We start from the raw sequence: 11,530 nt of genomic DNA on the forward strand, positions 1-11,530 counted from the left end.
CCGGCCTAGAACCGCACCAGCGAGAACGTCCACACGTTCATCCCGGGCGGGCCGTTGAAGCAGCCCACGTCGAACCGGGACTCCACCGTGCCGAACAGGCTCACGTCGTCCCACCGGTAGGTGTCCTTGGTCGGCATCACGTGCCCGAGACAACGCAGCCCGTCGGGAACGTCGGCGGTAAACGCCCATTGCCCGTCGACCATGCGGGCTTCGCCGCCGTAATACGCACCGAACTTCGGACGCGGCACGGCTCGCACCAGCCGGCAATCATCGGTCGGGGTGTCGTACTGGTCGTAATCCTCGCAGGGGTAGGTCGCCCAAACCCAGGACGCATCCGTCCACCGGTTGCTCATCACCTCGTAGTTGCCGAGGTTCATCGCGTTGGCCGGCGGCGCGAACAGGCCGGCGGCCACGATCGGCGTCAGCGCAGCGCCAAGGATCGATTTCTTCATCGTGCTCCTCGTTCAAAAAGTCGACAGGCCAACAGATCAGCGCGGGATGGGGTCGGACGCCGACGCATCCCCGCGCACCCAGCGGGTCGCGCCGTTCTTGGCGATACACGTGAGGAACAGCCCGTCCGGGGACTGGGCCATGTCGCTTTCGTAACCACTGCAGGTGGCACCTTCGGCCTTGATGCCGTGCATCTCCGTGGCGCGGAACCACCGGGGCTCATAGCGCCGCGGTGAACCGCAGAACACCAACCGGCCCCAGGACGTCACACCGAACACGTAGTGCGTGGTGTTGTTGCAGTAGGAGCCGAGCACGATGTTGGGAGCGATGCCCGGTGTGCACGACGGATCGTTGCAATCGAACAGCATCGCCGGTTCGGCCGGGACCGGCTCCGCGGGCGGTTCCGCAGCAGCGATCGGCGCCGAAAACATCGGTGCCACAGCGACAGCCGCGGCCACCACACCCCTCATCACGCGCATACCGTCCACCTTCCCACATTGCGATAACAAAGTTCTCCTATTCTGCAAGGGTTGCTCTTCGTCGGCACTACGCTGGAGGGAAGACACCCTGAAAAGCGTGAGGAGTCGTCATGCATGCATTCGGTCCATCGGTCGGCGTGGCAGCGGTCATCGCCGGCGCCCTGGCAATGGGCGTCGCCCCGACCGCGCACGCCGCCCCCGGTAACCCCCTCAACGGTCCGTACCGGGTGATCTCCAACGGCGACTGGGCCAAGACGAACGAGGTCCGTATGAACGAGGCCGTCGTGGTGTCGACGTGGACCTTCTCGACCAGTTGCACCAATGTTCAGACCTGCGACGGAACGGTCACCAGCGACAAGGGTTGGACGGTCCCGGCCAAATTCCGGATCAACCGCTGGATCGTCGAAGTGGAGCATCCGGGCTGGCTGCCCTGCCCGGATGGCACCAGCGCGCCTGGCTACCAGCGCTTCCAGTTCTTCGGGACAAGCCCTAACGGACAGGTGGACACCGCGAACGGGCAGACCCTCAAGGGATTCGATCGCACCGAGGGCCCAGGCGGCGCCTGCGGCCGCAACACCCCCACCGCCATCGAGATGCCGCTGCGACTGGACAAGATGTAATTCGCTGCACCGCAACGACGCTCGCGTCAGAACCGCCCAGAAGATCCCCGGCCGTCCGGCCGGGGATCTTCTGTTCTGATGGCCCACCCGATGGTGGCGGACCATCAGGTCGGCATCAGTTCCTGCCATGACTTCGGTGCGCCGCCGGCGATCAGATTGGTCTGCTGCTCGTAGCGGCCGTCCGGTGTCATGTACTTGCCGGTGTTCGGGTCGTACGGCACCACCGCGACCGACGGCCCACTGCCGGCCGAGTTCGCACTGGGAGCCACCGGCAGCGCACCGTCGGCGGGCGGCGGGGTCACCGGCGGCACCGGGACACCGTTGACCGAGTTCCCCGGCGGCGGCGGCGGAATGTACGCCGTCGGCGGGGAGGACACCTGTGCCGGTGGTGGCGGTGGCGCGGCGGGCGCGCCGGGAGGCGTCCCGGACGGGACCGCACCCGGCGGCAGCGGTGTGCCCGCTATCGGGGCGTGGATCTGTCCCTCGAAGGAAACCCGGTCGTCCGGCGGGATGCCCTGGGACACCAGATTCGGATCGAAGGGCATCGGGCCGGTCAGATGCTGACGCATCGCCAACGGCACGAATCCTCGTGGGTCGTTGCACAGTTCGACCGTCGGGGCACGCTTGCCCGGATGTTCCATACACGGGATATTGCGCGCACCACGCACCGAGATGGGTGAGTCGTGCGGCAGCTTGCAGTACAGGTTGTCCGGGGTGTCGACCGTGCTGGTGTCCGCCGGGGACCGCCACTGCGATGGCGGCAGGAAGCCGACCAGACACGGATTGGGGTCACCCACGGTGAGCGTGAAGTCGCCTACCGGCAGGCCGGTGGGATTGTTCTTCGGTAGACCGAAGGACTGCTGCGCCGCGATGTAGTTGGGCAGCAGCACGAACAACTGCTCCAGAGCCGGGTTGTAGGTCAGCAGGATCTGGCTCACCGTGGTCAGGTTCGCCAACAGCACCGGCAGTGTCGGTTTGATGTCGGTGAGCAGTCCCGAAACCTCTTCGGCGAAGCCGGGGCCGCGCTGCAGCAGGGTGCGCACCTGCGGATCGTTGCGGACCACCTGCTCAGTGATACCGGCCAGGCTGCGTGACCACGTCCGGATGGCGTCGGTGGTCTGAACCTGAGTATCCAGCAGCGGGACGCTGTTGTCGATGAGTGAACTCATCTCACCGGAGACACTGTCCGCGTCGCGGGTCAGCTTGCCCGCCGAATCGATCAGCGACTGGAAGTCGTATCCCGCACCGTTGAAGGCCTGATAGGTCTCGTCCAGCAGCGCGTTGAGCCGGTCCTTGGGAATCGACTGCACCAGAGCGCTCATCTGGTCGAGCATCGGGCCGACCTCCTGAGGGATGGTGGTGTTCTCCGCCGAGATCACCGCGCCGTCCTGCAGATACGGCTCCGAGTCGGTGTTCGGGCGCAGATCCACATACTGCTCGCCCACCGCAGACACACTGAGCACCTCGGCCCGCAGGTCCGCGGGGACCTTGGGCGATCGGTCCAGCGACAGCGTGGCGCGCGCTCCGGTGTCGGTCAACTCGACGGCCGTCACCCGGCCGATCTGGACACCGTTGTAGGTGACATTGGAGAACCGGTACAGTCCGCCGGTGGCGGGCAGGTCGAGACTCACTGTGAGCCTGCCGATCCCGAGCAGTGTGGGCAACTTCATGTACCCGAACACCATCACTCCGACACCGACAATGGACGCCACGGTGAAGATGATCAGCTGCATTCTGACAAAGCGAGTCAGCATCTATCCACCGCTTCCCTGGGCGGGCGCATACGGCCCGGCGAAGATGGGCGCCGCGGGCGCCGGGGGTGACGAATGCGGGGGCAGCGGTGGCGGTGCCACCGGCAGCACCGGGCCGTTGACCGGCGGAGGTGCACCCGCGGGTGCCGGCGCGCCGGCAGGCGGCGGCGCGATCGGCGCCGACATCGGGTTGTAGGAGTAGTTCAGGTACCACGGATCACCCGGCGCCGGAATGAGCGTCGCGTTCTCATCACCCCAGCGGGTGCCGAGCAACAGCGTGCGCTTGAGCCGCGGGTAGGTCAGGTCGAAGACCGCGAACAGATTCAGGAAGTCGCCCTTGACGGCGCGCTCGATCGCATTGGGTCCGTAAGGGAAGGCTGATGCGTAGGCCAGGCCGTCGTTGATATCGGGACCGATATCGGCCAAAGCCTTGAGCGCGGGCTCCAGGTTGGCCAGGTCGCGCACCAGTTCCTTGCCTGCGTCGTTGACCAGACCGGTTGCCGTGTCGCTGAAATCGCCGAGGCGCTGCAGTGCGGTGGTGAACTGCGGGCGGCTCTCGATCAACACGTCCAGGGCGGGCGGGATGTCCTTGAGCGCCCGGTCGATCTTGTCGTTCTGCGAGGCGAACGTGCCGGCGACGGTATTCAGCTGTTTGATGGACGCCACGATGTTGCTGCGCTGGGTGTCCAGGGTCCCGACGAACTTGTCGAGACGCACCAGCAGATCGCGGATCTCGGACTCCCGCCCCGACATCGCGGTGCTGAAGTTGTGGATGATGTCACCGATCTGGCCCAACCCACCGCCGTTGACCATGGTCGACAGCGAGGACAGCGTCTGTTCGGTGGACGGATACGTCGACGAATCACTCAGCGGGATGGTCGCTCCGGACTGCAGTTGACCCGACGGGTCCTCCCCCACCGGGGCATTGAGCGCCAAGTGCATGGACCCCAACAGGCTGGTCTGCCCGACCGTGGCAACGGCATTGCCGGGCACCACGACACCCGGGTTGATGTTGACCTCGACGTTGGCGTTCCAGCCGTCGACCCTCATCTTCCCCACGCTGCCGACGACCGCATCATCGATCATCACCGGCGAATTCGATTCGAGGGTACCGACGTTGGCGACCTCGACGGTGAAACGCTGGGCGTCCCTGGTGTTGCCCTGCACACCCGGCAACGGCAGCGAGTTCACCCCGTGGAAGGCACACCCGCTGAGGACGAACCCGGCGGCCGTCCCGACCACCAGGGCGCGCCGCGCCGATCCGACACTGATCATGACGGCGGATTCCCTTCGGCCGGAAGCATCGGAGCATCAGGTGCCGGAGCCGGAGCCGGGCCACCGTAGCCCGGCAACAGCAGCCCGTCGAACGTGGTCGGGCTCGGTTGTGGCGCACCAGCAAGCAACGGGGCATGCGGTGTGGCGGGCAGCCCATTCGGTGCGTAGGCACCGCGGCCCGGAGGCTGTGGCGCGTTCCATCCGGGCGGCGGCGGCACATCGCCGGCGCCGGTGTAGGCGGAGATCGCCGGTGCCGGCTCGGGTTCGCGGGGAATGCCACCACCATTGGGCGCCAGCCGCATATCGGTGTAGATCAATTTGTCCGGGCTGGCCGATTTTGTCAGGTACGGGTTCATCGGGAGCGGCATTCCGTTGAAGTTGAGCAACCGCAGCGCCGGACCGAAGTACTGGTCACATAGCTTCGCGGTCTCCGGCGCGGTGACATTCTCGACGGCGCCGACCATGCCGCACACCGCCTGCACCGGATTGCTGAAGTTGGCGAAGGCGATGGACCCCACCGGAGCACCGTTGGACACGTTGTACATGTTCAACGTGTTCGCGATGGCGGTGGGGGTGATGTGCAGGATGTTCTCGATGGCCAGCCGGCTGTCCACCAGGTTCTGCATCACATTGTTCAACCGGACGACCTGTTCCGAGGTCTCGTTGCGGGTGCCGGCGACGAAACGCTGCACCTCGTCGATGGCGAAGGACAGGTCATTGAGCATGGCATCGAGGCTCGACCGGCTGTCGTTCACCACACTGGTCAAGGTGGCCAGCCGGTTCTCGAACATCACGATCTGCTCGCTGCTGCCGCGGATGGCGTCGACGAAGATGTGCAGGTTCTTGATGATGTCGACGATGTCGCCGCTGCCGTCGGCCATCACCCGCGCCACCCCGGACAGCTGAGCCAGCGTCTCGCGCAGCTTCGCACCGTTGCCGTCCATGGCACTGGCCGCACTGTCGATGAACCGAGACACCGAAGTGCCGTCCACGCCGCTACGCGGGCCCAACTCCGTTGCCAGCCGTTCCAATTGGGTCTTGACCTGATCCCACTCCACCGGCACTGCGGTGCGATCCTCGGGGATGACCGCACCGTCGGCCATGGCGTCGTTGTCACCGTCACGGAACGGCGGGGTGAGCTGCACGAAGCGGGCGGCCACCAAGTTCGGAGCCACGATGATCGCCTTGGCGTCCGCCGGGACCGAGACATCCGGGTCGATCTGCAGGGTCAGCTTGGTCTGCCGTCCCCTGGGATCGATGGAGCGGATGGTGCCGACCTTCACCCCCGACACCCGCACCTCATCGCCCGGATAGATCGCCGTGGCGGTCGGAAAGTACGCGGTGATGGTGGTGGGTTTGAAGAACACCTGGCGCACCAGGAACCCCGCACCGACCACCACGGCCACCGTGACGCCGAGGACGAGCAGTCGTCTACGTGTGCTCATCGAGGCGCATCTCCTGGCAGCGGCGGTATGACGGGCAGCGGGAACGACCGCGGCGGCAGGTCTCCCGGCGAAGGAATACCGTTGACCGGGAACGGAAGTTCCGCGCGTGGGCCGGCGTTGTCCGGCGGTTGTCCGGCGTTGACGCCGCGCCGGAACCCGAAGGCGTAGTCGAGGAACGGCTGCAGCAGCTGTCCGAACACGATGTTGGGGATGTAGGCGCTGTAGTAGAACCCGTTCGACACCGTCTCACCCTGGGTGAGTTCGTATTTGGCCAGGCCGGGCAGGGCTTGGGCGATGTTGTCTCGGTTCTTTTCCAGCACCTCGGACAACGAGTTCATCCGATCCAGTGCGGGTTTGAGTTGAGCCTCGTTATCGGCCACCACGCCGGACAACACCTGCGACACCTGGGATGTGTTGGCCAACAGGCTGACAATGGCCTGGCGGCGGTCGTTGAGCACACCGACGAGATCATTGGCGTTCAGGATGAGGGTGTTGACCTGCTCGCTGCGCTGGGACAGTACCCCGGTGACATCACCCGCACTGCGCAGCAGATCGCCGAGACTCTCGTTGCGGTTGTTCAGCGACTTGGACAGCCTGCTCAGGCCATCGAAGGTGGGGCCGAGTTGCGGAGCGATCTGGTCGATGGTCTGCGACAGCGTGTCCAGCGACTGGTTCAACGACTCGGTGTCGGTACCGGCGGTGTTGCTGGTCAGTTCGCCGACGGCGTCGGTCAGGGAATACGGAGACGAAGTGCGCGACAAGGGGATCTCGTCGAGTCCGCGCATCCGCCCGCTGCCGGCCGGTTCCAGTGCCAACACCCGCTCCCCGAGCAGGGTGCCGGTCCGGATGTGAGCCTGGGTCTCCGAGCCCAGCCCGTACTTCCCCTCCAGGGTGAACGTCACCAGGGCATCGCCGTTGTCCAGCTTGATATCCGACACCGAACCGACCTTGATACCCGATAACGTCACATCGTTGCCGTTACTCAGGCCACCGGCTTCGGCGAACCGAGCTTGGTAACGCACCGAGTTCGCCCATTCGCTGAGACGGTCGGGTTGCAGGCCGACGGCGATGATCAAGACCATCAGGACGACGCCGATCACACCGGATCGGATCAGATGGCCTCCGCGATACTTCAGCATCGAGCGTCACACCACCTTTCTGTGTCCTCGGCCAAGTCCCCTGTGCGATCCGCGAAGTGCATGGTGCTCATCCGCTGTCCGAGCATCGACCCTCTTCCTGCCTGATCCAGGGGAATACCACGGTGCGGCCCTGCAAATCGCTGGCGCGCACGGTGACGCCGCAGATGTAGTACTGGATGAACCCGCCGTAGGCGCCGAGACGAATGGCCTTGCGGTAGTTCTCGGGGGCCTTCTGCAGCGAGACGTCGAGGCTGTCCTTGCCGGCATCGATATTGGTGGCCAGCCGATTGGTCTCGGCGATGACGCCTGCGAGCGGCTTCCGGGCATTGCCCAGGAAGTCGGCCAGCGATGCCGTGCCGTTGTCGAGGGCGGTGATGGCGGTGGCGATCGGATCCTCGTCCTCGTGCAGACCGCTCACCAACCGCTGGATCCGATCGACCGCACCGGAGAACCGGTCACCGTCCTCGGCCAGTGTGCCCAGCACCGTGCTCAACTCGTCGATCAGCGATTCGACCACCTGGTTGTTGTCGGCGAGTTCGCTGCTGAACGACGAGGTCTTGGACAGCAACGATTCGATGGTCCCGCCCTGACCCTGCATGATCTGGATCAGCGAGGCGGTCAAGGCATTGACATCCTGCGGATTCAGGCCCTGGATGACCGGTTTGAGGCCACCGAGCAGCAGGTCCAGATCGAGTGCGGGAGCGGTGCGCTCCACCGGGATCTGGGCTCCGGCCGGCTGCACGTGAGTCGATCCGGGCCCGTCCAGCAGCTCCAGATAACGGTCACCGACCAGATTCAGATACCGCACCGCCGCCTTGGTGCCGTCGGTCAGCACGACCGTCCGGTCGGCGTCGAACGTGACCAGCACATTGCCATCGGCGAGCAGCGACACATCCTCGACGGTCCCGACCCGGAGACCGGCAACCCGAACGCTGTCACCGGCTTTCAGCCGCGACGCATCCTTGAACACCGCTGAATAGCCGGTGGTCGATCCGGTGCGGGCCTCGGAGAAGACCGCGAACAGCGCACCGGTCAGCAGCACCATCACCACGGCGAAGACGCCGAACTTGAGCAGAATTCCGCGTGATCCCGTCATCCCGGCATCCCTACCTGTGCGCTGTTACGTGGCGGCCCGCCCAACGGCCCGAACAGCATCTGCTTGAGGCCATCCGAGTTGAGCAGGATGCCCTGGTTTCCGTACTGATAGGGGTTGGCGCCGGTGTCGACGACCAGCGCCGGCACCCGGTATTCCGGAGGCACATCGGGCAGTCCGAACTCCTTGCAGTAGGAGCGCGGCGCAGTGGCGGCCACCTTGGGCAGGTCCTGGGGATAGCGATAGCGCTCGACGCCCAGCGTCAGGCTGGCCGAGATGATGATGCCCGGCACGTCGAACGGCGGTGACTTGGAGAACGGCACCAGACCGCCGATACCGCAACCAATGCCCTCGTGGTACTTGGCCAGCAGTTCGGACGTCGGCAGCAGGATGTGCGCCAGATCCCGCAGCGCCTGCCGGTTACCACCGACCACCTCGTTGCCGACGTCGGCCAATCCGATTGCGCTGATGAGGAATGCGTCCAGGTTCTCCTGCTCATCGACGATGCTGTTGCCCAGCGTGCTGGCATTGTCGATGGCGTTCACCAGATCGGGCGCACCGTCGGCGTAGGCGCTGAGCACCGGCGGCATCTGTTCGGTCAGCGTCGCCATGTTGTCCAGGCTCGGCTCGATCTTGGCCAGGAAGTTGTTGAAATCGGTGAGGGTGCGCCCGAACTGCTCACCACGCCCGTTGAACGCGGCGGACATCGCGCCGAGGGTCTCGTTGACCTTCAGCGGGTCGATCGAGTCCAGCAGCTGGGTGAGCTGCTGGAAGACGGTGTTGACCTCGACCGTGACGTGGTCACCCTGCAGGACATCCCCGGCGCGGACCGGCTCACCGGAGGGAGCGGCCGGGTTCTGCAGCTGGACGAACTTGGCTCCGAACACCGTCGAGGACGCGATGTCGACCTGGACGTTGGACGGAATCCGCTTGAGCTGTGCGGGATCCATGGCCAGATGCAGCACGGCCATCCCGTCGGGACGGGACTCGATCGAGGACACCGTGCCCACCTGCACCCCGCGCATCTTCACCTTGGCGTCGGGGTTCATCACCAGACCGGCGCGCTCGGACACCACGGTCAGCGGCACGGTCTCGGTGAAGCTGCCTCGGAACAGCCCCACGGACAACCCGACGATCAGCCCGATCACCACCACGGTGACCAGACCGGCCAGCACGCGCCCATTGGTTTGCGTCATCGACTGTTGCCCCTAGCCCGACAGGTTGAAGTTGCCGTTGGAGCCGTAGATGGCCAGCGACACCAGCAGGGTCACCGAGACCACCACGACCAGAGAGGTCCGCACCGCGTTGCCGACCGCCACGCCCACACCGGAAGGTCCGCCGGTGGCGAAGAACCCGAAGTAGGTGTGGATGAACAGCACTGCCAAGGCCATCAGAATCGCCTGCAGGAACGACCAGAGCAGATCGATCGGATTCAGGAACGTGTTGAAGTAGTGCGAGTACAGACCGCCGGACTGACCGAACAGCACCGTGGTGGTGAACTCACTGGCCAGGAAGGACAACACCACCGCAATCGAGTACAGCGGGGTGATGGCAATCATGCCGGCCACGATCCGGGTGGACACCAGATATTCGACCGGACGGATCGCCATGGCCTCCAGCGCGTCGATCTCCTCGTTGATCCGCATCGCACCGAGCTGCGCGGTGACGCCGGCGCCGAAGGTGGCGGCCAGGCCGATGCCGGCGATCACGGGTGCGGCGATGCGGACATTGATGAATGCGGACAGGAAGCCGGTGAGCGCCTCGATGCCGATATTGCCCAGGCTCGAATAGCCCTGCACGGCAAGGGTGCCGCCGGTGGCCAGGGTGAGGAAGCCGACGATGACCAGCGTGCCGCCGATCATGGCCAACGCCCCGGCGCCCATCGAGATCTCCGCGATCAGCCGGATCACCTCACGGCGGTAACGCATGACGGCCAGCGGAATACCCTTGACCGCGCGGGCGTAGAACAGAGTGTGATCGCCCAGCGAGGCCAGCGTGAGCACGGGGCGCTTGAAGCTGCGCGCCAGCCTCGGATAGGTCGACTTCAGAACCGCTGCGTTGCCCATCCCGGTCAGCTGTCCGTCATCTGGATGCCGATGGCGGTGACCACCACGTTGACCACGAACAGCGCCATGAATGCGTACACCACCGTCTCGTTGACCGCGTTGCCGACGGCCTTGGCGCCGCCGCCGCTGATCGTCAGACCCCGGTAGCAGGCGATCAATCCGGCGATCAGACCGAACAGCCCGGCCTTCACACAGGAGATGATGACCTCGGGCACGCCGGTCAGCAGGGTGATCCCGGCCGCGAACGCGCCCGGGTTGACGTCCTGGACGAACACCGAGAAGGCGTAGCCGCCCAGGATGCCGATGATCACCACCAGGCTGTTGAGCAGCAGGGCCACCACACCTGATGCCAGCATGCGTGGCGTCACCAGCCGCTGCACCGGGTTGATGCCCAGCACCTCCATGGCGTCGATCTCTTCGCGGATGGTCCGCGATCCGAGGTCGGCGCACATGGCCGTCGCACCGGCCCCGGCGACGATCAGCACCGTCACCATCGGGCCGACCTGGGTGACGGCGCCGAAGGCCGCACCGGCACCGGACAGGTCCGCCGCGCCGAGTTCGCGCAACAGGATGTTCAGCGTGAAGGACACCAGCACGGTGAACGGAATCGCCACCAGCAGTGTCGGTCCCAGCGACACCCGGGCCACGAACCAGGCCTGCTCCAGGAACTCGCGCCAGAAGAACGGGCGCTGAAAAAGGAACTTGAACGCATCCGCGCTCATCGCGAACAGGCCGCCGACGGCCTGCATCGGGCCTGAGGCGTTACGCGCTATCGAGATACCGGGAGACCACCGATCCGGACCCTTACCTGCCATGCCTGCCGGGTCCTTCCAAAGTCGTGACTGCTGCTACTGCGGTCGGTCCGCCTACGTTGTGCGCCAAAGTGACTCGGGCCTCATCCAGTTGATCGGTCGCGTCCCTGCGCTGCTGCGCAGATAGCTCACCGCACTGTGCCACACCGGTGGCACTCGGCGGATGGACTTTGATGACTTCCACTCCGGCCGACCCGTGTCCGTCGAAGCGGTCCGCGAAGCCCAGATATTCATAACGGATGAGCTCTATCCCGGTGCAGAAATCGTGCACTTCGGCGTCCTCGACGTCCGACGTGCCCAACGCCCCGACGGCACGGCTCATCGCATCCTGGTCGTCGCCGGATACCCGGCGCACGGGGGCGCCCCAGCATGCCGGATTGGCAGTGGTCGACGACAGGTA

Annotated in this window: 11 protein-coding genes and 1 pseudogene; 1 reads left to right on the plus strand and 11 read right to left on the minus strand. The window is 65.4% G+C overall.

Annotated elements, in window-relative coordinates:
- Positions 1 to 5: 5 nt before the first annotated feature.
- Together K0O62_RS20380 and K0O62_RS20385 are read right to left on the minus strand one after the other, a co-directional pair.
- On the minus strand, positions 6 to 452 hold the full coding sequence (locus K0O62_RS20380; RefSeq protein ID WP_073853263.1) for a hypothetical protein: 447 nt from the start codon (positions 450 to 452) through the stop codon (positions 6 to 8).
- Between the two features lie 36 nt (positions 453 to 488).
- The gene (locus K0O62_RS20385) at positions 489 to 929 is read right to left on the minus strand and encodes a hypothetical protein (protein ID WP_073853261.1); all 441 of its coding nucleotides are present in this window, start codon (positions 927 to 929) and stop codon (positions 489 to 491) included.
- 110 nt (positions 930 to 1,039) lie between these two features.
- On the opposite strand from K0O62_RS20385, the gene K0O62_RS20390 reads away from it, so the two are divergent.
- The gene (locus tag K0O62_RS20390; RefSeq protein ID WP_079244584.1) at positions 1,040 to 1,549 is read left to right on the plus strand and encodes an Rv2253/PknI dimerization domain-containing protein; all 510 of its coding nucleotides are present in this window, start codon (positions 1,040 to 1,042) and stop codon (positions 1,547 to 1,549) included.
- Positions 1,550 to 1,653: 104 nt separating this feature from the next.
- On the opposite strand, the gene K0O62_RS20395 is transcribed toward K0O62_RS20390, so the two are convergent.
- The 9 genes and pseudogenes from K0O62_RS20395 to K0O62_RS20435 all read right to left on the minus strand — a co-directional run.
- Positions 1,654 to 3,303 carry an MCE family protein gene (locus K0O62_RS20395; protein ID WP_073853259.1) on the minus strand — a complete coding sequence of 550 codons (1,650 nt, stop codon included), beginning with the start codon at positions 3,301 to 3,303 and terminating at the stop codon, positions 1,654 to 1,656.
- Positions 3,304 to 4,575: an MCE family protein gene (locus K0O62_RS20400; RefSeq protein ID WP_073853257.1), complete on the minus strand. Its 1,272-nt coding sequence runs from the start codon at positions 4,573 to 4,575 to the stop codon at positions 3,304 to 3,306.
- The gene (locus K0O62_RS20405; RefSeq protein ID WP_073853254.1) at positions 4,572 to 6,020 is read right to left on the minus strand and encodes an MCE family protein; all 1,449 of its coding nucleotides are present in this window, start codon (positions 6,018 to 6,020) and stop codon (positions 4,572 to 4,574) included. The genes K0O62_RS20400 and K0O62_RS20405 overlap by 4 nt, the downstream gene beginning before the upstream one ends.
- Complete coding sequence (locus K0O62_RS20410) at positions 6,017 to 7,159, minus strand: MCE family protein (protein WP_073853251.1); 1,143 nt, start codon at positions 7,157 to 7,159, stop codon at positions 6,017 to 6,019. The genes K0O62_RS20405 and K0O62_RS20410 overlap by 4 nt, the downstream gene beginning before the upstream one ends.
- Positions 7,160 to 7,226: 67 nt before the next feature.
- The gene (locus K0O62_RS20415) at positions 7,227 to 8,255 is read right to left on the minus strand and encodes an MCE family protein (RefSeq protein ID WP_073853249.1); all 1,029 of its coding nucleotides are present in this window, start codon (positions 8,253 to 8,255) and stop codon (positions 7,227 to 7,229) included.
- The gene (locus K0O62_RS20420) at positions 8,252 to 9,448 is read right to left on the minus strand and encodes an MCE family protein (protein WP_073853246.1); all 1,197 of its coding nucleotides are present in this window, start codon (positions 9,446 to 9,448) and stop codon (positions 8,252 to 8,254) included. The genes K0O62_RS20415 and K0O62_RS20420 overlap by 4 nt, the downstream gene beginning before the upstream one ends.
- A 12-nt stretch (positions 9,449 to 9,460) precedes the next feature.
- Positions 9,461 to 10,318, minus strand: coding sequence for an MlaE family ABC transporter permease (locus K0O62_RS20425; protein ID WP_073853244.1), 858 nt, complete (start codon positions 10,316 to 10,318; stop codon positions 9,461 to 9,463).
- A gap of 5 nt (positions 10,319 to 10,323) precedes the next feature.
- Entirely contained in the window at positions 10,324 to 11,133 is an 810-nt protein-coding gene (locus K0O62_RS20430) for an MlaE family ABC transporter permease (protein ID WP_073853241.1), read from the minus strand.
- Positions 11,123 to 11,383: pseudogene (locus tag K0O62_RS20435) on the minus strand (thiolase family protein); the annotation flags it as partial. The pseudogene K0O62_RS20435 and the gene K0O62_RS20430, both read right to left, overlap by 11 nt.
- Positions 11,384 to 11,530: the final 147 nt, after the last annotated feature.

The organism is Mycolicibacterium diernhoferi (assembly GCF_019456655.1).
Classification (GTDB): Bacteria; Actinomycetota; Actinomycetes; order Mycobacteriales; family Mycobacteriaceae; genus Mycobacterium; species Mycobacterium diernhoferi.

Bases quoted from the DNA above. Each gene is read 5' to 3' on its own strand.
- K0O62_RS20380 (WP_073853263.1), bottom strand. From the start codon at position 452: ATGAAGAAATCGATCCTTGGCGCTGCGCTGACGCCGATCGTGGCCGCC.
- K0O62_RS20385 (WP_073853261.1), bottom strand. From the start codon at position 929: ATGCGCGTGATGAGGGGTGTGGTGGCCGCGGCTGTCGCTGTGGCACCG.
- K0O62_RS20390 (WP_079244584.1), top strand. From the start codon at position 1,040: ATGCATGCATTCGGTCCATCGGTCGGCGTGGCAGCGGTCATCGCCGGC.
- K0O62_RS20395 (WP_073853259.1), bottom strand. From the start codon at position 3,303: ATGCTGACTCGCTTTGTCAGAATGCAGCTGATCATCTTCACCGTGGCG.
- K0O62_RS20400 (WP_073853257.1), bottom strand. From the start codon at position 4,575: ATGATCAGTGTCGGATCGGCGCGGCGCGCCCTGGTGGTCGGGACGGCC.
- K0O62_RS20405 (WP_073853254.1), bottom strand. From the start codon at position 6,020: ATGAGCACACGTAGACGACTGCTCGTCCTCGGCGTCACGGTGGCCGTG.
- K0O62_RS20410 (WP_073853251.1), bottom strand. From the start codon at position 7,159: ATGCTGAAGTATCGCGGAGGCCATCTGATCCGATCCGGTGTGATCGGC.
- K0O62_RS20415 (WP_073853249.1), bottom strand. From the start codon at position 8,255: ATGACGGGATCACGCGGAATTCTGCTCAAGTTCGGCGTCTTCGCCGTG.
- K0O62_RS20420 (WP_073853246.1), bottom strand. From the start codon at position 9,448: ATGACGCAAACCAATGGGCGCGTGCTGGCCGGTCTGGTCACCGTGGTG.
- K0O62_RS20425 (WP_073853244.1), bottom strand. From the start codon at position 10,318: ATGGGCAACGCAGCGGTTCTGAAGTCGACCTATCCGAGGCTGGCGCGC.
- K0O62_RS20430 (WP_073853241.1), bottom strand. From the start codon at position 11,133: ATGGCAGGTAAGGGTCCGGATCGGTGGTCTCCCGGTATCTCGATAGCG.